Genomic DNA, 22,397 nt, shown 5'->3' on the forward strand with positions numbered 1-22,397 from the left:
CCTTTTCCGCGCCGTCACCCTAGGACAAAACGGCCCCTTGCGCCGGGGGCCGAAGGAGACGCCATGACCACCATTCTTGACCGCATCAAAGCCTATAAGCTGGAAGAGGTTGCCGCCCGCAAAGCCGCGCGCCCGCTCTCTGCCGTGGAAGAGGCTGCCAAAGCCGCACCTGCCCCCCGAGGTTTTGCCCGCGCGCTGCAAGAAGCCGCGATCACTGGCTATGGTCTGATCGCTGAGATCAAGAAGGCCAGCCCCTCTAAGGGTCTGATCCGCGAAGATTTTAATCCTGCCGAGCTGGCGCGCGCCTATCAAGAAGGCGGCGCCACCTGCCTTTCGGTGCTGACCGACACGCCCAGCTTCCAAGGTGCGGATGAATTCCTGACCCAAGCACATGAGGCGGTTTCGCTGCCCTGCCTGCGCAAGGATTTCATCTATGACACCTATCAGATCACCGAATCCCGCGCGCTTCATGCCGATTGTATCCTTCTCATCATGGCCTCGCTGTCCGATGCCCAAGCGGCCGAGCTGGAGGAGGCTGCCTTCGCACATGACATGGATGTGCTGATCGAGGTCCATGACCGCGAAGAGCTGGAACGCGCCGCGCGTCTGAAATCGCCGCTCATCGGCATCAACAACCGCAACCTGCACACGTTCGACATCACCCTCGACACCACCCGCGATCTGGCGCGACGCGTGCCGGAAGACCGCCTGATCGTCGCCGAAAGCGGCCTCTTCACCGCCGCCGATCTCGCCGATCTCGCCCGTTATGGCGCGCGCTGCTTCCTCATCGGTGAAAGCCTGATGCGCCAAGCCGATGTGACCGCCGCCACCCGCGACATCCTTGCCCAACCGCTGACCGCCTCGGGCCGGCCATGAGCGACAAGAACCCGCTCAGCCATTTCGACGCCTCTGGCGCGGCGCATATGGTGGATGTCTCGGATAAGCCCGTCACCGCCCGCGTTGCGGTGGCCGAGGGCTATGTGGTGATGCTGCCCGAGACGCTGGCGTTGATCTCCGAAGGCCGCGCTGCCAAGGGAGATGTGCTCTCGGTCGCGCGTCTGGCGGGCATCATGGCGGCCAAGCAGACCTCAAACCTGATCCCGCTCTGCCACCCTTTGCCGATTACCAAAGTCGCACTTGAGCTGACCCCCGATCCCGCCCGCTCGGCCGTGCGGGTCGAGGCCACGGTGAAGACCGGCGGCCAAACCGGGGTCGAGATGGAGGCGCTGACGGCGGTCTCCGTCGCCTGCCTGACGATCTATGACATGGTCAAAGCGGTTGAGAAATCGATGCAGATCGACGGCATCCGGCTTTTGACGAAAGACGGTGGGAAATCAGGGCGTTACGAGGCGAAGCTGTGATTTCAGTTGAAGAGGCGCAGGCCCGCGTTCTGGCGATGGCCGGGCCGGTTCAGATCGAGGAGATCGCGCTTGCTCAAAGCGCTGGCCGCTGGCTCGCCCGCCCGGTCGCGGCGAAAGCCGATCAGCCGCCCTTTGATGCCTCAGCGATGGACGGCTATGCCGTCAACGGTGCCGCAGATTTAGGCGCGCGCTTCACCGTGATCGGTGAGGCCGGCGCGGGTCACGGTTTTGCAGGCACCCTCGCCCCCGGCCAAGCCCTGCGCATCTTCACCGGCGCGCCGGTCCCCGCCGGCGCCACCGGCGTTGTCATCCAAGAAAACATCGCCCGTGACGGTGACCAGATCACCCTCACCGACGCCGAGCGCGGCAGCAACATCCGCCTGCGCGGCGCCGACTTCCCCGCCGGAGCCACGCTCGCCCCGCGCCGCTTGCGCCCCGCCGACCTCGCCCTTCTGGCGGCAATGAACCTGCCGCGCCTGCCCGTCGCCCGCCGCCCCGTCCTTGCGATCCTGATGACCGGGGATGAGCTTGCCATGCCCGGCGAGACCCCGCGCCCCGATCAGATCATCGCCTCGAACGGTTTCGCCCTTAAAGCCATGGCCGAGGCCGAAGGCGCCGAGGTGCGCTTGCTGCCGATCGCCCGCGACAGTGAAGCCTCCTTGCGGCAAAGCTTCGCGCTGGCTGAGGGTGCCGATATCATCACCACCATCGGCGGTGCCTCCGTTGGCGATCATGATCTTGTCGGCAAGATTGCCCGCGATCTCGGCATGGCCCCCGCCTTTTGGAAAATCGCCATGCGCCCCGGCAAGCCGCTGATGGCGGGCCGCCTTGGTCATGCCGCGATGCTCGGCCTGCCCGGCAATCCGGTCTCGGCCATCGTCACCGGGCATCTCTTCCTCTTGCCGCTGATCCGCGCCATGCAAGGCGATCCAGCGCCCCTGCCGGTGCAGGCCATGGCCCGGCTCACCGTGGATCTGCCCGCCAATGGCCCCCGCAGCCATTACATGCGCGCCCGCCTCACCGCCGAGGGCATCACGCCCTTTGAGAAACAAGACAGCTCGCTCCTCACCATCCTGACCGAGGCCAATGCACTCCTCCTGCGCCCGCTTGGCGATGGTCCGCAGCCCGCTGGCGCGCTGGTGCCCTACCTGCCGCTCTAAGCGTTTCCGCTTAGAGTTGCGGCGGGCAAAATTGCGTCCAATTGTAAAAGGCTTGACACAAACCAAGAACACGGGCAGAACATTACATCAACGAGTGCGATCTGGGGATGGATGATGCTGACGCGTAAGCAATTGGAACTTCTGTCCTTCATCAAGCTTCGCACCGAAACTGACGGGGTTCCGCCTTCTTTCGATGAAATGAAAGAGGCGCTCGACCTGAAATCGAAATCCGGCATCCACCGCTTGATCACCGCTTTGGAAGAGCGCGGTTTCATCCGCCGCTTGGCCCACCGCGCCCGCGCGCTTGAGATCATCAAGCTCCCCGATGCGATGGAGCGGCCCGGCTATAAAGCGCCCAGCTTCACGCCCAAGGTGATCGAAGGCAGCAAGAAAGAGGCGCCCGCCGCAGCGCCACGCGCGCCCGTCCCCGCAACGATCCACGCTTTGGAGCTTCCCGTCATGGGTCGCATCGCCGCCGGTGTGCCGATCGAGGCGATCTCTGAAATTTCGCATCACGTCGCCGTCCCCGGCACCATGCTGGCCGGTCGCGGCAATCACTATGCGCTTGAGGTCAAAGGCGATTCCATGATCGACGCCGGGATCAACGATGGCGACATCGTGGTGATCTTGGAACAAGTCACCGCCGAGAATGGCGATATCGTGGTGGCCTTGATCGAAGAGCAAGAGGCGACGCTGAAGCGCTATCGCCGCAAGGGCAGCATGATCGCGCTGGAAGCGGCCAACCCCGCCTATGAGACCCGCGTCCTGCCGGAAGACCAAGTCAAAGTGCAGGGCCGTCTGGTCGGGCTGATCCGCAGCTACTGAGCGTTTCGCACCGCGATTGCGTTCAGATCCGGCAAAGCCTCGGGCGGCATCGGTTTGCCGCCCCAAAGCCGATGCCGCGCGCGCGTTGCTTCGACCCGGTAGCGCGCGCCCTCAAGCCAAATCGCCAAAGCGCCGGTCAGCCGCAAGCGGTTCTCATCCATCACAAGGCAATCGCCTTGCGGCGGCACCTCAACCCGCGCGGCGATGATCACCAAATCATAGCTGCTGCAAGCCGCCTCTAAGGCCTCAAGTGCCGCCTTTCCGTGCAGGGCAACGCCGCTCAAGCCCCCCAGCGAAAACCGCCGCGCGCTTTGTGGCCCCGAAAATCCCGGCCGCTCAGCGGCCTGCGCTTGACTTGCCCCATCCCCGTCGCTTTCCAACCAATTCTCCGCGGCGAAACCACCCCCCGTGGCGCGCGACAGCGCCCGACCTTCAGGCCCCATCAGCCCCAGCAAACGCCCGTCGTCCGCGATCAGAAGGTCGGGACGCGGCGCCAAGGGCCAGACCAAAAGCCCCAAAGCCAGCACCAAAGCCCCCGCCAGCCGCGCCCTCCCCGGCCAAGCGATGAGCCAAATCCCCCCCAAAGTGATCAGCGGCAAAGCAGCCCCATGCGGAGCCGGGATCATCGTGACCGCCCCCTCCAATCCCGCCACCCAATGCGCCACCCAAAGGATCCAGCGCACGCCCTGCTCCATCACCCAAAGCGCCAGCCATGCCAGCCCCAAAGGCGCCAAAAGCACCGCCATCGCGCCCGACGGCATCACCACCGCTCCCATCACCGGCACCGTCAGAAGATTGGCCAAAAGCCCGTAATCAGCAAAGCGGTTGAAGGTCGCCGTCGCATAGGGCGCGGTGGCAAAACCACCCAAGACAGAGCTTGCCACAAGGGTGAAGATGGGCAGGCTCCAGCGCGGCCATCCATATAGAAGAACCTTGTGATCTAAGGCCTTAAACCCCGCCACCAGCGCCACTGTGGCGGCAAAGGACATCTGAAACCCCGGCTCCATCAGGCTTTCCGGCCGCAAGGCCAGCAGCAGCATCGCCGCCAGCGCGGCCGTGCGCAAGGTGATGGCGCGGCGGTCCAAGATCACCGCCATAAGCACCACCGCCACCATCACAAAAGCCCGCTCGGTCGCCACATTCGCCCCCGAGAGCAGCAGGTAATAGCCCGCCACCGCCAGCGAAAGCACCGCCGAGATCTTCTTGCCATTGACCCGCAGCGCCACCATCGGCACCAGCGCAATGCCGCCGCGCACCAGCCAGAACACAAAGGCGACCAGAAACGCCAAATTCATCCCCGAGATCGCCAACAGATGCGCAAGCGAGCTGTCGCGCAGCGCCCGCACCGTCTCTTGGCTTATCCCTGAGCGATCCCCCGTCATCGCCCCCGCCGCGAAGGCACCCGCATCGCCGGGGATATGGGCGCGCATCGCCGTCGACAGCGCCATCCGCATCCGCGCGATCAGGGCCTCAAAGGGTTCGGGCGACTTTAGCAGCAAGGCCGGACTGCCGGTATAGCCCACCGCGCCCAAGCCCTGAAACCAAGCCATGCGGCGAAAGTCAAAGCCCCCCGGCTCCACCGGGCCTTGCGGCGCGGCCAGATGCGCGGTCAGGATCAAAGTCTCGCCGGGTTGCGGGTCGTGCATCTGTGCCCCACGCAGCGAAATCCGCACCCGTTTGGGCGTCCGCTCCGGCGCCATGTCGCGCAAAACCACCTCATCAAAGGTCAGCCGCAACGCGTCCGAGCTGGAGCGGTCCATCTCGACCACCCGCCCCTCAACCGGGCCATAGTAGCGAAAGCTTAACACCGGCGCGCTCATCATCTGCGCCCGCAGTCCCGCCAGCAAAAACCCAAGGCAAAGAAGGCTCAGAACCGCCGCCAAGGGCCGCCCCTGCCACGGGCCAAAGCGCCAAAGCGCCAGCCCAAAGGCGAGGCCGCTCGTGAAAGCCGCATAGACCGCCCCCCGCGGCTCCGACGGCCACTGAAACCAGGTCGCAATGCCGATCCCCATCGCCGTTGCGGCAAAGGGCATCAGCAACCCCCGCGCGCCTTCCAGCGCATCCGTCAGACGCGTGAGCATGGCCCAGACCCCGCGCACCTTGCTTGCGCCCCCTTTCCCGTCTAAACCGCCGCTCAATTGCTGCCGTAAAACGGCCCCTTCTCCCCGTTGCTACCGGGTCCGGCTCAGCCTCTCCGAACCTGGTTACCGAAAGGTTAACTCCGCCATGTCCGCCGCAACTGACACTCCGGTCGTCACCCGCTTCGCGCCCTCGCCCACCGGCTATCTGCACATCGGCGGCGGCCGCACGGCTTTGTTCAACTGGCTCTTTGCCCGCGGCCGGGGCGGCAAGTTCCTTCTGCGCATCGAAGACACCGACCGCGAACGCTCCACCCCCGAGGCGACGGCAGCGATCCTCAAAGGCCTCACTTGGCTGGGCCTTGATTGGGACGGCAATGTCGTCAGCCAATATGAGCGTAAAGACCGCCATGCCGAGGTGGCGCATGAGATGATCGCCCGCGGCACCGCCTACAAATGCTTCTCCACCGCCGCCGAGATCGAAGCCTTCCGCGAGGCGGAAAAGGCGCGCGGCACCAGCTATCCGGTCTTCCTGTCGCCTTGGCGCGATGCCGATCCCTCGGCCTATCCCGATGCGCCCTATGCGATCCGCATGAAGGCCCCGCGCGACGGCCAAACCGTGATCCGCGACCAAGTCCAAGGCGATGTGACGATCCAAAACGCCACGCTCGACGATATGATCGTGCTGCGCTCGGATGGGAACCCGACCTATATGTTGGCCGTTGTGGTGGATGACCATGACATGGGTGTCACACACGTGATCCGCGGCGATGACCACCTCAACAATGCTGCCCGCCAGCAGATGGTTTATGACGCTATGGGCTGGGCCGTCCCGGTTTGGGCGCATATCCCGCTGATCCACGGGCCGGACGGCAAGAAACTCTCGAAACGCCACGGCGCCACCGGGGTCGAGGAATATCAGGCGATGGGCTACCCCGCCGCCGGTATGCGCAACTACCTCACCCGGCTGGGCTGGGCGCATGGCGATATGGAGATTTTCACCTCTGAAGAAGCCATGCAGGTCTTCGGCCTTGACGGCATTGGCCGCGCCCCGGCGCGTCTCGACTTCAAGAAATTGGAAAGCACTTGCGGCCATCATATCGCCATGGGCGACGATGCTGCACTGCTGCATGAACTGAAGGCCTATCTGGTGGCAGCGGACCAGCCTGCCCTTAGCGAAGCGCAAGAAACCTTGATGCTAAAGGCCATGCCGGTGCTGAAAGAACGGGCCAAAACTTTCCCAGAACTGCTTGAAAAAGGCCAGTTTGCCTTGGCTTCGCGCCCGATCACGCCCGAGCCGAAAGCCGCCGAGGCTTTGGATTTGGTATCCCGTGGTATACTGAATTCATTGACGCCGCGCCTGCAAAATGTTAGCTGGACGAAGGAGTCGCTGGAGCCCATTCTTAACGAAGTCGCTGCTGAAAATGGCATCGGATTCGGCAAGCTGGCAGCACCTTTGCGGGCCGCTTTGGCCGGCAGAACCGCGACGCCTTCGGTCTTCGACATGATGCTGGTCATCGGTCGGGACGAAACGATTGCAAGGCTGACGGACGCGGCTGCCTGAAGCGGTCCCTCGCCGGCCTTACCTTGGGCCCTTCGGGGCCGACACTGGCCAATGGCCCGCCGCAGCTGCCTTGCGGACGGCCTTTAGGGGGACTTAGGATGACGGATCGCAAAGCCACTTTGAGGTTGGATGACAAGGAGTTTAACCTCCCCGTCCTCAGCCCAACCCTCGGACCCGATGTGCTGGACATCCGTAAGCTTTACGGCGAAGCGGATGTCTTCACTTTCGATCCGGGCTTCACCTCGACCGCGGCTTGCGAAAGCGCCATCACCTATATCGATGGCGACAAAGGGGAACTCCTCTATCGCGGCTATCCGATTGAGCAGCTTGCGGAAAAATCGACCCATCTCGAGGTCTGCTATCTCCTTCTCTACGGAGAGCTGCCGACCTCGGCTCAGCTCGCGGATTTCACCGACCGGGTGACGCGCCACACGATGGTGCATGAGCAGATGCACTATTTCTTCCGAGGCTTCCGCCGCGATGCGCATCCGATGGCGACGATGGTGGGTGTGGTCGGCGCAATGGCCGCCTTCTACCACGATTCCACCGACATCAATGACGAATGGCAACGCGAAGTCGCCGCCATCCGCATGGTTGCAAAACTGCCGACCATCGCCGCAATGGCCTATAAATACTCGATCGGTCAGCCCTTCGTTTACCCGAAGAACGCGCTCTCTTATGCGGGCAACTTCCTCAACATGTGCTTCGCCGTCCCGGCCGAAGATTATGTGGTCAATCCGATCCTTGAAAAGGCGATGGACCGCATCATGATGCTCCACGCCGATCACGAGCAAAACGCCTCGACCTCGACCGTGCGTCTGGCGGGTTCCTCGGGCGCCAACCCCTTCGCTTGCATCGCCGCAGGCATCGCTTGCCTCTGGGGCCCCGCTCATGGCGGTGCCAACCAAGCCTGCCTTGAGATGCTGCGCGAGATTGGCACCGTCGACCGCATCCCCGAGTTCATCGCCCGCGCCAAGGACAAGAACGATCCCTTCCGCCTGATGGGCTTCGGCCACCGGGTCTATAAGAACTTTGACCCCCGCGCCAAAGTGATGAAGGAATCGGCGGATGAGGTGCTTGAACTTCTGGGCATCCACAACAACGAGACCCTGAAAGTCGCCAAAGAGCTGGAGCGCATCGCGCTGGAGGACGAATATTTCGTCTCGAAAAAGCTCTACCCCAACGTCGACTTCTACTCGGGCATCATCCTCGAGGCGATGGGCTTCCCGACCTCGATGTTCACCCCGATCTTCGCGATCTCGCGCACCGTCGGCTGGATCTCGCAGTGGAAAGAGATGATCGCCGAGAAAAACCAAAAGATCGGCCGCCCGCGTCAGCTTTATGTTGGCCCCGGCCAGCGCGACTACGTCGATCTGCGCAGCCGCTAAGCGCGCGCTAAGAGCTTGAAAGGGCGGCCCTAGGGCCGCCCTTTTGGTTTTGCAGGGCGACGCATCGCATCCCCCTCCCCCCGGATCGGTCAGGATTAGAGCTTGCCCTTTTTAGCGGCCGCTCCGCGGGCGACCTCCGGGCGGATGATGCCGTCCCAAGCCTCAGCCGGCGCATCCAAGCTGCCAAGCTTGACCGCTTTCTTGGCCCTGTTGGCCTGTTTGGCGGGCTTCTTGGCCTTATTGGCCTGTTTGACGGCTTTCTTCTTGGTGTTCTCGATGGCCTCGGTGCCACAGCCCGCAAGCGGCATCTGCGCGACCGGAGCGGCGAGGCAATCCCCCACTTGGTACTGGGCAAAGGTCGGAACAAAATCCGAGGCGCTCTTAGCCGATGCAAAAGATGCAGAGCCGGCCATCAGTGCAATCGCATAAACGGATGCAAACATTTTCATTTTCATCGTCATTCCCTTTTTGCTGGTCATCTAAACGTTGATTTTCATGTCAGGCCCTCAACCGCTTTGTGCAGCGTTCGTCGGGATCGTCGGTACGATTTAAAAGCAGTGCGGCGCGTTCATCCCCTCAAGAGATCCGCAGGACCACAGAGAGTGATTCCACGGAACAAACATTCCACGGAATATTTATTCCGTCAATAAGAAGATTGTGCTGGCCGCTTTAATGGCCAAGAAGCCCAGCGCAATGGCACCTCAAGTCGCCATCCTGACAGGGCCGGGATCGCCGCGCCCTTCCCCCGTCAAAGGGGCCAACACCGAAGGGCGCGATCCAAGATGGACAGCCGGGGGCAGATCAGACATATTGGTGGAGGCCAGTTTTCGCGGAATCAGATCGCCATGAATGATCAGAGTCAGAAAAATCGTCGCCTCTATCGGATGACAGAACGCGCAAAAACGCAGGATGAGACCCGCGCCCGGATCATTGCCGCAACCATGCAGCTGCATGACGAAAAGGGCGTGACCGCAACTTCTTTCGTTGATGTCGCCAAACGCGCCGGGATTGGCGCTGCAACGGTCTACCGGCATTTTCCAAACATGGGCTCTCTGGTCACGGCCTGCGGCACCCACGTTTGGGAAGAAATGGCCCCGCCGACGCCCGATCAGGCCGAAGAGCTGTTTTCTGGCCTAGATCGGCGAGAAGATCGGCTGAAGCGACTGGTCGATGAAGTTTACGATTTTTACGCGCGCGGCAGCCTTCGGCTTGGCAAGGCCTATGCGGATCGTGAGCATTTCCCCGAGCTAGATCAGTTTCTGCTTGCCGTCGAGACCGGCATTCAGGCGCTGGTCCGCAAGGCTGTCACCCCTGCGGTCACATCCCAAACGACGCTTGAGCTGGTCTATGCGCTCACCGACTTTGCGGTCTGGACCTCGATGCAGCGGGTCAGCGGTGACGAAGCTGCGCGGCGGCATCACCTTGCAAGACTGATCGGTTGCGCGCTCACCGAACCACCCCATCCCTAAAGCGGCGCGAAGATCAGAGGAGCCCATTGGACCCAGCGCCGGCAGATCAACTGCCCCCAACGGCCACGGAATATCCCTCCTCTCCCCCCTCCCAAAGCAGCTTTTCCCCTTGCACCCCGCCGCTGCCTGCGCAGGATCGGCGACGGTGGTAAGCTTTGAGTTTTGCGTAGGAGAGACGGTTTATGCAGGGGCAAAGGCTGATCGGGCTTGATCTCATTCGCAGCGCGGCGCTTTTGTCGATGGTCGCCTATCACTTCACCTATGACCTTGATCTCTTTGGGCTTATCCCCCGCTACACCTCGGTCACCGGCTTTTTCTGGTGGCATGCAAGACTGACCGCCGGCAGCTTCATCTTTCTGGCCGGGCTGTCGCTTTGGCTTGCGCATGGTGCCGCGATCCGCTGGCCCGCCTTTTGGAAACGCTTTGCCAAGATCGCGGCCGGGGCGGCGGCGGTGAGCCTTGCCACCTATATCGCCATGCCGCAGCTGACCGTGTTTTACGGCATCCTGCATTCGATCGCCGTCTCTTCGCTGATCGGCCTTGCGGCACTGCGCCTGCCGGCTTTGCTGACGGCGCTCTTGGCAATCATGGTCTTCGCCCTGCCCTATGTCGTGCAATCACCTCTTTTCGACCATTGGCTGATCTGGACCGGGCTTGGCAGCTACAAGCCTGCCACGGCCGATTTCTTGCCGCTTTTCCCGTGGCTTGCGCCTTTGCTGGCCGGGGTTGCCGCGGGCAAGGCGATCAGCCATTTTGGGCTTTGGCCATGGTTCAAAGCGCCCTCAACGCCGCTGACACGGGCTTTGGCTTGGCCGGGGCGGCACACATTGGCGATCTATCTGCTGCATCAGCCTTTGCTGATCGGGGCGTTCAATCTTTACTTCTGGGCTTTGCGCTAGCGGCTGCCGGGCGGGGGTTTTCCACCCCCGCACCCCCGGAGGATATTTTAAGACAGAAAATGAGATAAGGGCCTATTCGGCGGGTTGGCCCATCGTCGGCCAGCGGGCGCGGTCCTGTTGTGGCACGCTTTCATGGATCCGCTCGCTTGGGTCACGGCCGAGTTGGCGGCGGCGGCGCATCAAGAACCATTTGCCGAAAAGCCGCCAAGTGCCGACCATCGGCGCATGCGGATCGCAAGGAAAGCGCGCACGCCAGCCCTGCGGCAGGCTGAGACCACAGGCCTCGGCCCGCGAAAGCATCCAGACGAGGGGGATGTTTGAGAGCGGCCGCGCTTGGGTGAAGGTGCCAAGCTGGCCACCGATATCGCCATGCGCGCCGCGAAACCACACCTGCTCGATATGGCCGGTCCAATCGGGCGGGCAATGCCAGAGCAAAGGCTCAAACACCGCGCGGGTTTCGTCCAAGGCCAGGGCGTGGAACCCGTGCCGGACAACGGCGCCCAGCTGATGGTTGTGAAACTCATGCTCGGTATTGGTGAGCATCCACAAAAGCGGCAGGCGCAGGCCAAGGGCTTTGACGGTGTCCCAGACGCCCAACATCTCGATCGGGGCCAAAGGGTGACAGAGGTTATGCGCGAAGGCACGCGCTGCGGGGGTTTCGGGGCCATTGCGGTAGTGCCGCCAAGCCAAGGTCACATTGCGCTCGGTCGCGGCGTCTTGGCGCAAAAGCCCGATGCGGTCGATCACGCCCGCAAGGCTGCGCACCGCAAAGGCGCCGCGCGAATAGCCGAAAAGATAGATCCGATCGCCGTCGCGGTAATGGCTGGCCAGATGGCCATAGGCGCGGCGGATCTGGCCCTCAAGCCCGATGCCATTGACCACATCCATGCCGCGCCGCCAGCCCTGCCATTGGATGCCCTCTTCGTAATAAAGCGTGCGTCCGGGCCGCGGGCCGCCTTCGGCCAAAAGCTGCCATGTCAGCCCAACATTGGACATCTCCCCCTCGCGCAGCGAGGAAAACGTGCCGTCGAGCAGGATGATATGATCCACACGCCCCCGCACCGCCCCCCGCCCCATGGGCAGCGACAGCTCGGTCTCCGAAAGCGGGACCGGGCGCATCCAGCGCTTTATGCGATCAAAGAAGGACGTGCTCCCCTCCCTCAGCTGGGGCCGAAGGACAAGGATGCCGCCCTGCGGTGTCGAAAGCATTAATGCTGAAATGCTAACGGCCCGGCGGAGAATGTCCAGCCGGGCCGCGCAAAGTTCCCCGTAAGCCCGGCTTAGACCTTCAGGCTAAGCACCGTGGCCATGGTCAGCTCACCAAAGCCGTTGAAGCGGCTGTTGGTGACCACCGAATAAGAGCCCATGCCGTGCCAGATCAGATAGTCGCCCTCTTCCATATCGGCAGGGAAAGCCATCTCGCCGGGCAGCCGGTCGATCGAATCGCAGGTCGGGCCGAAGACGATGCGCTCTTGCGATTTGCCCGTGCGCTCAACCCCTTCGGGGCTGATCACTTGGGTGCGGTCAATGACGCCGATCTGCGGCAGCTCGTTCAAAGTGCCGTAAACGCCGTCGTTCAAGAACACATGCTGGCCGTCGCGGATCGATTTGACGCGGGCGGCCAAAGTGAAAGCATCGCCGCACATCGCCCGGCCCGGCTCGCAGACCAGCATCGGGCGGTTCTCGCCAAAAGCCTCGGTCGCAACTTGGTCGATCGTTTCGAAAATTGCTTCCAGCTCGGGCTGGACCGCTTCCAAACGGTGGCTCGGGAAGCCGCCGCCGACGTTCAGCCGCGCAATGGTGATCCCAGCGTCGCGCGCGATCACCGCCGCTTCGCGGATATACGAGGCCCAGGCCTGCGGATCGGTGCATTGCGTGCCGGGGTGGAAGGTGATCGAGGGCACAAAGCCCGCCGCCGCCACCATTTTCAGAAGCTCAACCGCCAGCTCGGTGGTCGCACCAAACTTGGCGCCAAAGTTATAGGCCGCACCCGCCACCGGCAGTTTGAAGCGCACCGAGATCTCGGTGCCTTCGGCTGGCACGAGGTCAATCAGCTTTTGCAACTCGGATTTCGAATCGACCGAATAGCTGGTGACACCCTTCGCGACCGCATGGGCGATCTCGGTGCGCGAGCGCACCGGGTTGTGGTAATGGATCGCGGCATCGGGGGCGAGACGACGGATCAGATCGATCTCGAAGCTCGAGGCGCAATCATAGCCGCGCACGCCCGCAGCGGCGAGGTTCTCGATCATCTCCTCACCGGGGTTGGACTTCACCGCATAGGTGACCAGACCCGGAAAACCGTCAATGAACCGGCGCGCATTGGCCTGCACCACCGAAGGTGCAAAGAACAAAACCGGGTTTTCCGGCTGCACATTGCGCAGCATTTCGGTCGGATTCGTCCAAATCGTTTTCGACAGTCCCATCGGCGTATTTCCCTTGCCAATAAGACGCATAGTCCCAATCCCGTGCAGTTGCGGGGCCGGGCACCAGCGTGGTTTTCGATAAACCAGGCCAGGTGCGTATGAGCCGCCCTTTTCCTGCACGTAGAATGCGCGATATGGGTGACATCTTCACCGATGAAAACTATATATTTGCAGTGAATCTTCGTTATAATGACGAAAAGAACGGACATTTTGTATGGATGAGCTTGATCGCAACCTGATCGCCCTGCTCGGGGCCGATGCACGGATCTCTGTGGCCACTTTGTCGCGCCGGCTGAAGGTGGCGCGCTCGACCATTCAGGCGCGGCTTGAGCGGCTTGAGACCAATGGCGTCATCGCCGGCTATACGCTGAAACTCGGCGAAGGCGCGCGCGAGGGGCGGCTCAGGGCCTCGGTCCTCCTGACCGTTGAGCCGCGCACCCAAGCGGCAATCCTCACCCGACTGAAGGCCGTCAGCGAGGTAGAGCGGGTCTTCACCACCTCCGGCCGCTTCGACCTTTTGTTGCAAGTCGCCTGCCCCAATACCCAAGTCTTGGACCAAGTCTTGGACCAGATCGGCGCGATGACCGGCGTGCGCTCCAGCGAAAGCCTGATCCATCTCTCAACCAAGATCGACCGCGCGGTGTGACCCATCCCTGCCAATAAGCCTTGGCAATATTGCCCATCCCATTGGCAAAGGCTAAACCCCCTGCAAAGCCCAAAGGGAAACCTCCGATGCCGATGGAAAAGAACTTCAACCCCGCCGAAGCCGAGGCTCGGATCTCCAAGCTCTGGCTTGACGAGAACGCCTTTGCCGCCGGGGCCAATGCCAAGCCCGGACGCCCGTCCTTCTCGGTGATGATCCCGCCGCCGAATGTGACCGGCAGCCTGCATATGGGCCATGCCTTCAACAACACGCTGCAAGACATCCTGACCCGCTGGCACCGGATGCAGGGCGATGACACGCTTTGGCAGCCCGGCACCGACCATGCCGGCATCGCCACCCAGATGGTGACCGAGCGCGAGATGGCCGCCAAGGGTGAACCCACCCGCCGTGAAATGGGGCGCGAGGCCTTCCTTTCCCGCGTCTGGCAGCAAAAGCAAAAATCCCGCGGCACCATCATCGGCCAGCTGCAACGCCTTGGCGCCTCGGCCGATTGGTCGCGCGAAGCCTTCACCATGTCCGGCGCCCCCGGCGCTCCGGCAGGCGAGGAAGGCAACTTCCACGACGCCGTGATCAAAGTCTTCGTGGATATGTATAACAAGGGCCTCATCTACCGCGGCAAAAGGCTGGTGAACTGGGATCCGCATTTCGAGACCGCGATTTCCGACCTTGAGGTCGAGAATATCGAAAACCCCGGCCATATGTGGCATTTCAAATACCCGCTGGCCGGCGGCGAGAGCTATATCTACCGCGAGAAAGACGCCGACGGTAACGTCACCTTCGAAGAAGAGCGTGACTATATCGCCATCGCCACCACCCGGCCCGAGACCATGCTCGGCGACGGCGCCGTGGCCGTCCACCCCTCGGATGAGCGCTATGCCGCGATCATCGGCAAGCTCTGCGAGATCCCCGTTGGCCCGCAAGAGCACCGCCGCCTGATCCCGATCATCGCCGATGAATACCCCGACCCGACCTTCGGCTCGGGCGCGGTGAAGATCACCGGCGCGCATGATTTCAACGACTACGGCGTGGCGAAACGCAACAACATCCCCTGCTACCGCCTGCTCGACACCCGCGCGCAAATGCGGGCCGATGGCGCGCCTTACGCCGAAGCCGCCGCGATCGCCCAACAAGCCTCGCGGGCTTGGCTCGTCGCCAAAGGCTACGCCCCCCCCGGCATCGCCGAGCAGCCCCTCACGCTCTCGGAAGCCGAGGTTGACGCGCTGAACCTCGTCCCGGACGAGCTGCGCGGCCTTGACCGCTACGAGGCCCGCAAACGCGTGGTCGAGGCGATCAATGCCGAAGGCCTTGCCGTCACCGTGTTGAAAAAGACCATCGACAAGGAAACCAACGCCGAGCATCTCGAGCGTGTGCCTTACGTCGAGAATAAGCCGATCATGCAGCCCTTCGGCGACCGCTCGAAAGTGGTGATCGAGCCGATGCTGACCGACCAATGGTTCGTCGACACCGACCAAATCGTCGGCCCGGCGCTCGAAGCCGTCCGCAACGGCACCACCAAAATCATCCCAGCTTCGGGCGAGAAAACCTATTACCACTGGCTGGAAAACATCGAGCCTTGGTGCATCTCGCGCCAACTCTGGTGGGGCCACCAGATCCCGGTCTGGTATGACGCCGAAGGCAACCATTACTGCGCGCCCACCGAGGCCGAGGCCCAAGCCCTTGCAGGCACGACCGCGCTCACCCGCGACCCGGACGTCCTCGACACTTGGTTCTCCTCGGGCCTTTGGCCGATTGGCACGCTCGGCTGGCCGGAAAAGACCCCGGAGCTCGCCAAATACTACCCGACCTCGGTGCTGATCACCGGGCAAGACATCCTCTTCTTCTGGGTCGCCCGGATGATGATGATGCAGCTTGCCGTGGTGGAAGAAATCCCCTTCCACACCGTCTATCTGCATGGCCTTGTCCGCGACGCCAAGGGCAAGAAAATGTCCAAAAGCTTGGGCAACGTCATCGATCCGCTTGAGATCATTGACGAATTCGGCGCAGACGCTTTGCGTTTCGCCAATGCCGCCATGGCCTCGCTCGGCGGTGTGCTGAAGCTCGATACCCAGCGCATCGCGGGCTATCGCAACTTCGGCACCAAGCTCTGGAACGCCTGCCGCTTTGCCGAGATGAACGGCGTTTGGGAAGGTCACGCGACGCAATCCGCCGCCCCCACCCCGCAAGCCACCGCCAACAAATGGATCATCGGCGAGACGGTGAAAGCCTTGGCCGAGGTCAATGCCGCGCTCAACGACTACCGTTTCGACACCGCCGCCGACGCGCTTTACAAATTCGTCTGGGGCAAGGTCTGCGACTGGTATGTTGAGTTTGCCAAACCGCTCTTCGACGGGCCGGATGCGGCGGAGACCCGGCAAACCATGGCTTGGGTGCTGGATCAGTCGATGATCCTGCTGCACCCCTTCATGCCCTTCATCACCGAAGAGCTGTGGGGCACCACCGGCACCCGCGCCAAGCGTCTGGTCCACACCGACTGGCCGGAGCTTTCGGAAAGCCTCATCGATTCCGCCGCGCAAGCCGAGATGGGCTTTGTCACCGCGACCATCGAAGAGATCCGCTCGGCCCGCGCGCAATGCCATGTGCCGGTCGGCCTTAAGGCTGATCTCGTCGCGGTGCAGATGTCCGATGCCGCCCGCGCGGCATGGGGCCGCAACGAGGCGCTGATCCGTCGCCTTGCCCGGATCGACGGCTTCTCTGAGGCTGGCGCGCCGAAAGGCTCGATCGCGATTGCCGTCGATGGCGCGACCTTCGCGCTGCCCCTCGAAGGGCTGATCGACATTGCCGAAGAGAAAGCCCGTCTGCAAAAGTCGATCGACAAGCTGGCCAAGGAAATCGGCGGGCTGAAGGGCCGGCTCGACAACCCGAACTTCGCCAAATCCGCCCCCGAAGAAGTGGTGGCCGAGGCGCAGTCGAACCTTGAGGCCCGCGAAGAAGAAGCCGGCAAGCTGCGCGCCGCTCTGGCCCGTCTGGCCGACCTCGGTTGATCCTCTCGGTCACCAGTTCTTAAGACTCTCGCGGGGCGCGGCCAGAAAAGGTCGCGCCCCGCTTCATTTTGCGGCCTCATGGCTGGGTGCGGGCCGCTTTTTAAGCCCCGCGCCTTACCCGACGAAAGCCATACGTAAACCATACCTAAGCCATACGCTTTCCAGACCCTGAATTGCCGGGCTCATGCCTCCCCCCCCCGGCCAAAAATTGCCCCGACGTTCGGCTGAACCCACCTTGCGAAGCCGCGCCACCCGCGCCAATAGTCTGAATCATGAGCCAATTTCTGACCGACCACACCCGCGCCCTGCCCTCCACCGTCCCCTTCACCGGGCCCGAGACTTTGGAGCGCCAACAAGGCTTCCCCTTCCGCGCCCGGTTGGGGGCAAACGAGTCCATTTTCGGCCCCTCGCCCAAGGCCATTGCCGCCATGACAGAAGCGGTGGCTGAGGTCTGGCAATATGGCGAGCCAGAGAATTACGATCTGAAACAAGCTCTTGCAGCTTTCCACAACTGCACCCCGGCGCATATCGTCGTTGGCCCCGGCGTGGATGGGCTCCTTAACCTGATCTGCCGCCTGACGCTGGAACCGGGCGTCAATGTTGTCACCAGCCTTGGCGCTTACCCGACCTTCAACTTCCACGTCGCTGGCCACGGCGGCACTTTGCACCGCGTGCCCTACAAAGGCGTGCATGAGGATATCGACGGCCTTCTAAGCGCCGCCCGCAGCCACAAAGCGCGGCTTATCTATTTGGCAAACCCCGATAATCCGATGGGCAGCCACCATCCCGCCTCCGCAATCGAAGAGCTTGTGGCGAACCTCCCCGAAGGCGCCTTGCTGGTGCTGGATGAGGCCTATGCCGATCTTGCGCCCGCCGATGCGATCCCGCAAATCGCGCCGGATCATCCCCAAGTCATCCGCTTCCGCACCTTCTCCAAAGGCTACGGCTTGGCCGGCGCCCGCGTCGGCTATGCGATCACCAACCCCGAACTGGCCCTTGCCTTCGACAAGGTCCGCGACCATTTCGGTATGGGAAGGATCAGCCAGATCGGCGCTTTGGCCGCCCTTGCGGATCAGGAATATCTGAGCGAAATCAAGGCACAAGTCGCAGCGGGCCGCGCGCGTCTGGGCCAGATTGCGGCCGACAACGGCCTTACCGCCCTGACCTCGGCCACCAATTTCGTCACCATCGACCTGCACCGCGACGGCGACTTTGCCCGCAAAGTGCTGCGGGAATCCCAGACCCGCGGCCTTTTCATCCGCATGCCGGGCGTGGCCCCATTGGACCGCTGCATCCGCATCAGCATCGGCCCAGAGGCGGCTATGGATGTTGTGGCAGAAGTTCTGCCCGAGGCGCTAAAAGCCGCAGGCTGACCTAAACGCCTGAAAAGTAAGCGGCTTACTCGGCCGCTTGCTCAGGCTTAGCCGCGCCCAGCGAGGGCGCCGCCCCGGCAGGCGCATCCGCCGCCCCCAGACGCAAAGCAGGCGCTGGGGCGTCAACGACAGGCGCCACCGCCACCGGGCTTGCAACCACAGGCGCGACCGCAACCGCACTCTCAATAACCCGCCGGAAAACCAGCATATTTTGATAGGTGGTCTTGGTGCCAGTCAGGCCCGAGCGCTCATCACAAGGCAAGGCATCGGCACGCACATATTCCCAGCCCTCGGCGCCAAGACGGTTCATCAAGCCCATCAAAGCTAGGGCAAAACGGTCTTCAGTGGTCTTCACACCGCGCGCCTTCTCGCCACGCCGAGGAGCGGGAACGATGTGATATTCATAGCGCTGCATGCAAACCTCCTGCCCGCTTCTGGGCATATAATACCGGCAATGAGCCGGCAGTCGCAAATGACCAAAGACGCGTTTGCCAAGACCAGCGTAATCGCGCCACATCGGTCGTCAAAGGAAAAGGGCGGCCCACGGCCGCCCCTCTAAGCCCTTCAAAGGCCGAGCTTTTTCACCACGATCTCATTGACCACGGCCGGGCTTGCCTTGCCGCCGGTGGTCTTCATCACTTGGCCGACGAACCAGCCGACCAGCTTGGCATTGACGCGGGCCTTCTCGACCTGCTCCGGGTTGGCGGCGATCAGCTCATCCACCGCGACCTCAATCGCGCCGGTGTCGGTCACTTGCTTCATGCCGCGCGCCTCGACGATCTCCGCCGGATTGCCGCCTTCGGTCCAGACGATCTCGAAGAGATCCTTGGCGATCTTGCCCGAGATCACCCCGGTCGAGATCAACTCAACAATCCCACCGAGCTGCGCCGCCGACATCGGGCTTTCCGAGATCTCATGGCCCTCTTTCTTCAGCCGGCCAAAGAGCTCATTAATCACCCAATTCGCGGCAATCTTGCCGTCGCGGCCCTTGGCCACCTCGTCAAAATAAAGCGCCGAATCAAGCTCGGCCGTCAGCACCGAGGCGTCGTAATCGGTCAGGCCGAAATCGCCCATGAAGCGGGCTTTCTTGGCATCCGGCAGTTCCGGCATCGAGGCGGCAATGCCGTCAACCCACGACTGTTCAATCTCCAAGGGCAAGAGGTCCGGATCGGGGAAGTAGCGGTAATCATGCGCTTCTTCCTTCGACCGCATCGAACGGGTCTCATTCTTATCGGGGTCGTAGAGCCGGGTCTCTTGCACCACCGAGCCGCCATCTTCGACAATGGCAATCTGGCGGCGGGCCTCATAATCGATGGCGGCCATGATGAAGCGCATCGAGTTCATGTTCTTGATCTCGCAGCGCGTGCCCAGATGCGAGAAATCACCCGTTTCGATGAATTTCTCATATTGGCCGGGCCGGCAGATCGAGACGTTGACGTCCGCCCGCATATTGCCGTTTTGCATATTGCCGTCGCAGGTGCCGAGATAGCGCAGGATCTGGCGCAGCTTGGTGACATAAGCGGCGGCTTCTTCGGGGCCGCGAATGTCGGGACGGCTGACGATCTCCATCAGCGCCACGCCGGTGCGGTTGAAATCCACAAACGACAGGTTCGGGTCGATGTCATGGATCGACTTGCCGGCGTCTTGCTCAAGGTGGATGCGCTCAATCCGCACGAGGCGGGCCACGCCGGGCGACAATTCGACCAGCACTTCGCCCTCGCCCACGATCGGGTGGTAAAGTTGGCTGATCTGATAGCCTTGCGGCAGGTCGGGGTAGAAATAGTTCTTACGGTCAAAGGCCGAGAAAAGGTTGATCTCAGCCTTCAATCCCAGCCCCGTACGCACGGCTTGCTCAACGCAATATTCGTTGATGACGGGCAGCATCCCCGGCATCGCGCAATCCACGAAAGCCACGTTCGAGTTCGGCTCGGCGCCGAAGGTGGTCGAAGCGCCAGAGAACAGTTTGGCGTTCGAGGCGACCTGCGCATGGATCTCCATGCCGATCACCAGTTCCCAATCGTGTTTGGCACCCTGAATTACCTTGGGCTTCGGCGCCGTATAGGTCAGGTCAAGCATGGGCATCCCCTCGTGCAGTAAGGTCCGCCCGCGCAGACCAGTCGGGTCCGGGTTTAGGGCGAGGCGGCGCGCGGGGCAAGGGGGCAGAGGCGGTTCTGGCCCCTCCGCCCCCCTGCAATCGGGCCCGGAGTTACGCTTTGGCGACCAGGCCGGTCTCAGAGGCGTAAAGATGCGCGCCTTGCCCCAGTTCGGCACCGAAAACCTCGCGCAGGGCTTGGCTCACCCCGATTGCGCCTTGCTCCCATGTGGAGAGGTGAATTTCGCGCAGATTTTGCCGCAAATGCGTTGACAGCGCTTGGCGGACCAGCTGCGCCTCATGCGCCTCGGGACCAATCTCGATCAGATCGGCCAAAAGCGCGGCCAGTGCGGCGGCGGTTTGGTTGGCGTGATGCTGGCCCGGTGTTGCCGCATAGTAATCTTGCAAGCCCTTGATATAGAGCTTGATATCGGCACCCGGAGCCAGTTCGCCCAGCACTTTCGCCGCAGCGCGGTGGAACAAGGCATAGGCAGCCGCACCGCTGCGATCTTGGGTGCGCTTCATGGCGCGGCGGGCGGCCGGCTCAAACCCGGCAAAGGTGCCAAACCATTGCGGCAGCAAGTGTTCGGCATGCACGACATGCGGCTCGGCATTGCTGGGATCCAGGTCGGACCAATCTTCATACCAGTCGCGGCAAAGCGCATCACCGTCTTCAATGCCCCGCACCAAAAGGTAGCGCGCCCGTGCCAGATGCGGGGAATCCTCCTCGATCGGGTCAAAGCCGTCCAAGACTGCCTCGGCCAGGCGGGTGTGCTGGGTGAAAGCGGCCCATGCCTCACGCGGGATCGCCGGACCAAGATTTGCGGCGCGACGGGCCCAACCGTAATCCAGATGCGCCAGCGCCAAGACAGCCGCGGCCATCGGATCGGCGGGATGCGCCGCCTGCACCGCCACCAAACGGTCGAGCTCGGCCAGAGCGGCGGTCCAATCTTTGCATGCCAAGGGCTTCGCCAAGGCCGCCCTTGCCCCCTCGCTGATCAGACAAGCGAGCCGCCGCCCTGCGGGCGCCGCCGCCCGGTCGCGGTCCGCTTGGCGCAAGCTGTCGAAAAGCCGCCTCCATTGGCCGGCCTCGGCCAAGAGAGCCGCCTCATCCACCTGCGCCTGCCAAAGTTTTTGCATCGGGCTTTGCGGCAAAATGGCAGCATGCAAACGCCCCTCAAGCACCGCCACCGGGCCTGCCTCTGCCCGATCTTGCGCGGCTGACCCGGACTGCTCCCCCATGCGCCCCTTGCCCAATCGGGCGGCAAGAAGCCGCGCAGGCGTCGCAAGCCGGGTGGTCAAGGCCGCGAAAGGCGATGTAGTCAGCATTCCGTTCCCCTAAGGACGTCGATCATTCGGGGGGAGCAGTGACGCCGGAAAGGGGCAGAAAGATGGTATGGTCAAGGATTTCGCGTGATGCTGCACAGCCTTTGGGCGCGCAGCCTGCCGTTCTTGGCAAAACCGCTCGTCGTGCGGCCGCTTTCGGTCTGATCGCGCTTGGCCTTGCGGGATGCGTGAATGAGGCGGGCAACTCCGTCCTACCCGATGTGCCGACCCGCTGGGATCACCGCCCCGAGGCGCAAAGCTGGACCGCCGCAGCCTTCGTCGCTGTCGCAGAGAAGGACGATATTCTGGCAAATCGCGTGCCGGGCGATATCAACACTTGGTGCCCCGGCTATAAGAACGCCACACTGAATGAGCGCCGCGCCTTTTGGGTTGGGCTGATGTCGGCGGTGGCGAAAAAGGAAAGCAGCCACAATCCGGCCGCTTCTGGAGGCGGCGGGCGCTACATCGGCTTGATGCAAATCTCGCCCGCCACGGCGCGCGGCAATGGCTGCGATGCAGCCTCAACTGCGGCCCTGAAAGACGGCAGCGAGAATTTGGAATGCGCGGTCGAGGTCTTCTCGCGCGATGTCGCCCGTGACGGGTTGGTCGCTGGCGGTGGCAATCGTGGCATCGGCCGTCAATGGGGCCCGTTCCGCAAGTCAGATGCACGGGCGACAATGGCAGCATGGACGGCCAAACAGCCCTACTGCGCCAAAGGCTAAAGCTTTTTCCTTGTTCACCCGTAGCTTGACGTAAGGAGCGCCGGGTTT

Annotated in this window: 19 protein-coding genes; 12 read left to right on the forward strand and 7 right to left on the reverse strand. The window is 62.6% G+C overall.

What is annotated here, in order from left to right:
- The first annotated feature begins 63 nt into the window (after window positions 1-63).
- From trpC to lexA, 4 genes are all read left to right on the forward strand, one after another.
- Window positions 64-876 carry an indole-3-glycerol phosphate synthase TrpC gene (gene trpC / locus Q9295_RS14360; RefSeq protein WP_306681262.1) on the forward strand — a complete coding sequence of 271 codons (813 nt, stop codon included), beginning with the start codon at window positions 64-66 and terminating at the stop codon, window positions 874-876.
- On the forward strand, window positions 873-1,361 hold the full coding sequence (gene moaC / locus Q9295_RS14365; protein WP_306681263.1) for a cyclic pyranopterin monophosphate synthase MoaC: 489 nt from the start codon (window positions 873-875) through the stop codon (window positions 1,359-1,361). The genes trpC and moaC overlap by 4 nt, the downstream gene beginning before the upstream one ends.
- Window positions 1,358-2,521, forward strand: coding sequence for a molybdopterin molybdotransferase MoeA (locus Q9295_RS14370; protein WP_306681264.1), 1,164 nt, complete (start codon window positions 1,358-1,360; stop codon window positions 2,519-2,521). Before moaC ends, Q9295_RS14370 begins: the two co-directional genes overlap by 4 nt.
- A 114-nt stretch (window positions 2,522-2,635) precedes the next feature.
- Window positions 2,636-3,346, forward strand: coding sequence for a transcriptional repressor LexA (lexA, locus tag Q9295_RS14375; protein ID WP_306681265.1), 711 nt, complete (start codon window positions 2,636-2,638; stop codon window positions 3,344-3,346).
- Here the strand turns inward: lexA and Q9295_RS14380 are convergent.
- Window positions 3,340-5,427 (reverse strand): ComEC/Rec2 family competence protein, encoded by a 2,088-nt coding sequence (locus Q9295_RS14380; RefSeq protein ID WP_306681266.1) that lies wholly within the window; start codon window positions 5,425-5,427, stop codon window positions 3,340-3,342. The genes lexA and Q9295_RS14380 overlap by 7 nt on opposite strands.
- A 145-nt stretch (window positions 5,428-5,572) precedes the next feature.
- Here Q9295_RS14380 and gltX point away from each other — a divergent pair, with 145 nt between their 5' ends.
- Together gltX and Q9295_RS14390 are read left to right on the forward strand one after the other, a co-directional pair.
- Window positions 5,573-6,988: a glutamate--tRNA ligase gene (gltX, locus tag Q9295_RS14385; RefSeq protein ID WP_306681267.1), complete on the forward strand. Its 1,416-nt coding sequence runs from the start codon at window positions 5,573-5,575 to the stop codon at window positions 6,986-6,988.
- A 98-nt stretch (window positions 6,989-7,086) separates the two neighbouring features.
- Entirely contained in the window at window positions 7,087-8,376 is a 1,290-nt protein-coding gene (locus Q9295_RS14390) for a citrate synthase (RefSeq protein WP_306681268.1), read from the forward strand.
- Window positions 8,377-8,471: 95 nt separating this feature from the next.
- Here Q9295_RS14390 and Q9295_RS14395 read toward each other — a convergent pair whose 3' ends face one another.
- Window positions 8,472-8,819: a hypothetical protein gene (locus tag Q9295_RS14395; RefSeq protein WP_306681269.1), complete on the reverse strand. Its 348-nt coding sequence runs from the start codon at window positions 8,817-8,819 to the stop codon at window positions 8,472-8,474.
- Window positions 8,820-9,221: 402 nt separating this feature from the next.
- On the opposite strand from Q9295_RS14395, the gene Q9295_RS14400 reads away from it, so the two are divergent.
- Together Q9295_RS14400 and Q9295_RS14405 are read left to right on the forward strand one after the other, a co-directional pair.
- Window positions 9,222-9,845, forward strand: a complete 624-nt coding sequence (locus Q9295_RS14400; RefSeq protein ID WP_306681270.1) for a TetR/AcrR family transcriptional regulator — start codon at window positions 9,222-9,224, stop codon at window positions 9,843-9,845.
- 182 nt (window positions 9,846-10,027) lie between these two features.
- Window positions 10,028-10,744, forward strand: a complete 717-nt coding sequence (locus Q9295_RS14405) for a heparan-alpha-glucosaminide N-acetyltransferase (RefSeq protein WP_306681271.1) — start codon at window positions 10,028-10,030, stop codon at window positions 10,742-10,744.
- Window positions 10,745-10,816: 72 nt separating this feature from the next.
- Here Q9295_RS14405 and Q9295_RS14410 read toward each other — a convergent pair whose 3' ends face one another.
- Window positions 10,817-11,863 carry a T6SS phospholipase effector Tle1-like catalytic domain-containing protein gene (locus Q9295_RS14410; protein WP_306681272.1) on the reverse strand — a complete coding sequence of 349 codons (1,047 nt, stop codon included), beginning with the start codon at window positions 11,861-11,863 and terminating at the stop codon, window positions 10,817-10,819.
- 161 nt (window positions 11,864-12,024) lie between these two features.
- A complete protein-coding gene (locus Q9295_RS14415; protein ID WP_306681273.1) occupies window positions 12,025-13,170 on the reverse strand; it encodes a type III PLP-dependent enzyme in 1,146 nt (381 codons plus the stop codon).
- A 214-nt stretch (window positions 13,171-13,384) separates the two neighbouring features.
- Here Q9295_RS14415 and Q9295_RS14420 point away from each other — a divergent pair, with 214 nt between their 5' ends.
- From Q9295_RS14420 to Q9295_RS14430, 3 genes are all read left to right on the forward strand, one after another.
- A complete protein-coding gene (locus Q9295_RS14420) occupies window positions 13,385-13,816 on the forward strand; it encodes an Lrp/AsnC family transcriptional regulator (RefSeq protein ID WP_306681274.1) in 432 nt (143 codons plus the stop codon).
- Window positions 13,817-13,902: 86 nt separating this feature from the next.
- Window positions 13,903-16,836, forward strand: coding sequence for a valine--tRNA ligase (locus tag Q9295_RS14425; RefSeq protein ID WP_306681275.1), 2,934 nt, complete (start codon window positions 13,903-13,905; stop codon window positions 16,834-16,836).
- A gap of 272 nt (window positions 16,837-17,108) precedes the next feature.
- Window positions 17,109-18,209 carry a pyridoxal phosphate-dependent aminotransferase gene (locus tag Q9295_RS14430; protein WP_306681276.1) on the forward strand — a complete coding sequence of 367 codons (1,101 nt, stop codon included), beginning with the start codon at window positions 17,109-17,111 and terminating at the stop codon, window positions 18,207-18,209.
- A 25-nt stretch (window positions 18,210-18,234) separates the two neighbouring features.
- On the opposite strand, the gene Q9295_RS14435 is transcribed toward Q9295_RS14430, so the two are convergent.
- From Q9295_RS14435 to Q9295_RS14445, 3 genes are all read right to left on the reverse strand, one after another.
- The gene (locus Q9295_RS14435; RefSeq protein ID WP_306681277.1) at window positions 18,235-18,624 is read right to left on the reverse strand and encodes a DUF4177 domain-containing protein; all 390 of its coding nucleotides are present in this window, start codon (window positions 18,622-18,624) and stop codon (window positions 18,235-18,237) included.
- A gap of 149 nt (window positions 18,625-18,773) precedes the next feature.
- Window positions 18,774-20,285, reverse strand: a complete 1,512-nt coding sequence (gatB, locus tag Q9295_RS14440; RefSeq protein ID WP_306681278.1) for an Asp-tRNA(Asn)/Glu-tRNA(Gln) amidotransferase subunit GatB — start codon at window positions 20,283-20,285, stop codon at window positions 18,774-18,776.
- A 130-nt stretch (window positions 20,286-20,415) separates the two neighbouring features.
- Window positions 20,416-21,630: a hypothetical protein gene (locus tag Q9295_RS14445; RefSeq protein WP_306681279.1), complete on the reverse strand. Its 1,215-nt coding sequence runs from the start codon at window positions 21,628-21,630 to the stop codon at window positions 20,416-20,418.
- 62 nt (window positions 21,631-21,692) lie between these two features.
- Here Q9295_RS14445 and Q9295_RS14450 point away from each other — a divergent pair, with 62 nt between their 5' ends.
- On the forward strand, window positions 21,693-22,349 hold the full coding sequence (locus Q9295_RS14450; protein WP_306681280.1) for a transglycosylase SLT domain-containing protein: 657 nt from the start codon (window positions 21,693-21,695) through the stop codon (window positions 22,347-22,349).
- Window positions 22,350-22,397 lie beyond the last annotated feature (48 nt).

This window comes from Pseudogemmobacter lacusdianii (assembly GCF_030848395.1).
Taxonomy (GTDB): domain Bacteria; phylum Pseudomonadota; class Alphaproteobacteria; order Rhodobacterales; family Rhodobacteraceae; genus Pseudogemmobacter; species Pseudogemmobacter lacusdianii.

What these genes read in the sequence shown, in the direction of transcription:
- trpC (WP_306681262.1), top strand. Translation starts at nt 64, where the DNA reads ATGACCACCATTCTTGACCGCATCAAAGCCTATAAGCTGGAAGAGGTT.
- moaC (WP_306681263.1), top strand. Translation starts at nt 873, where the DNA reads ATGAGCGACAAGAACCCGCTCAGCCATTTCGACGCCTCTGGCGCGGCG.
- lexA (WP_306681265.1), top strand. Translation starts at nt 2,636, where the DNA reads ATGCTGACGCGTAAGCAATTGGAACTTCTGTCCTTCATCAAGCTTCGC.
- Q9295_RS14380 (WP_306681266.1), bottom strand. Translation starts at nt 5,427, where the DNA reads ATGCTCACGCGTCTGACGGATGCGCTGGAAGGCGCGCGGGGGTTGCTG.
- gltX (WP_306681267.1), top strand. Translation starts at nt 5,573, where the DNA reads ATGTCCGCCGCAACTGACACTCCGGTCGTCACCCGCTTCGCGCCCTCG.
- Q9295_RS14390 (WP_306681268.1), top strand. Translation starts at nt 7,087, where the DNA reads ATGACGGATCGCAAAGCCACTTTGAGGTTGGATGACAAGGAGTTTAAC.
- Q9295_RS14395 (WP_306681269.1), bottom strand. Translation starts at nt 8,819, where the DNA reads ATGTTTGCATCCGTTTATGCGATTGCACTGATGGCCGGCTCTGCATCT.
- Q9295_RS14400 (WP_306681270.1), top strand. Translation starts at nt 9,222, where the DNA reads ATGAATGATCAGAGTCAGAAAAATCGTCGCCTCTATCGGATGACAGAA.
- Q9295_RS14405 (WP_306681271.1), top strand. Translation starts at nt 10,028, where the DNA reads ATGCAGGGGCAAAGGCTGATCGGGCTTGATCTCATTCGCAGCGCGGCG.
- Q9295_RS14410 (WP_306681272.1), bottom strand. Translation starts at nt 11,863, where the DNA reads ATGCGCCCGGTCCCGCTTTCGGAGACCGAGCTGTCGCTGCCCATGGGG.
- Q9295_RS14415 (WP_306681273.1), bottom strand. Translation starts at nt 13,170, where the DNA reads ATGGGACTGTCGAAAACGATTTGGACGAATCCGACCGAAATGCTGCGC.
- Q9295_RS14420 (WP_306681274.1), top strand. Translation starts at nt 13,385, where the DNA reads ATGGATGAGCTTGATCGCAACCTGATCGCCCTGCTCGGGGCCGATGCA.
- Q9295_RS14425 (WP_306681275.1), top strand. Translation starts at nt 13,903, where the DNA reads ATGCCGATGGAAAAGAACTTCAACCCCGCCGAAGCCGAGGCTCGGATC.
- Q9295_RS14430 (WP_306681276.1), top strand. Translation starts at nt 17,109, where the DNA reads ATGAGCCAATTTCTGACCGACCACACCCGCGCCCTGCCCTCCACCGTC.
- Q9295_RS14435 (WP_306681277.1), bottom strand. Translation starts at nt 18,624, where the DNA reads ATGCAGCGCTATGAATATCACATCGTTCCCGCTCCTCGGCGTGGCGAG.
- gatB (WP_306681278.1), bottom strand. Translation starts at nt 20,285, where the DNA reads ATGCTTGACCTGACCTATACGGCGCCGAAGCCCAAGGTAATTCAGGGT.
- Q9295_RS14445 (WP_306681279.1), bottom strand. Translation starts at nt 21,630, where the DNA reads ATGCTGACTACATCGCCTTTCGCGGCCTTGACCACCCGGCTTGCGACG.
- Q9295_RS14450 (WP_306681280.1), top strand. Translation starts at nt 21,693, where the DNA reads ATGGTATGGTCAAGGATTTCGCGTGATGCTGCACAGCCTTTGGGCGCG.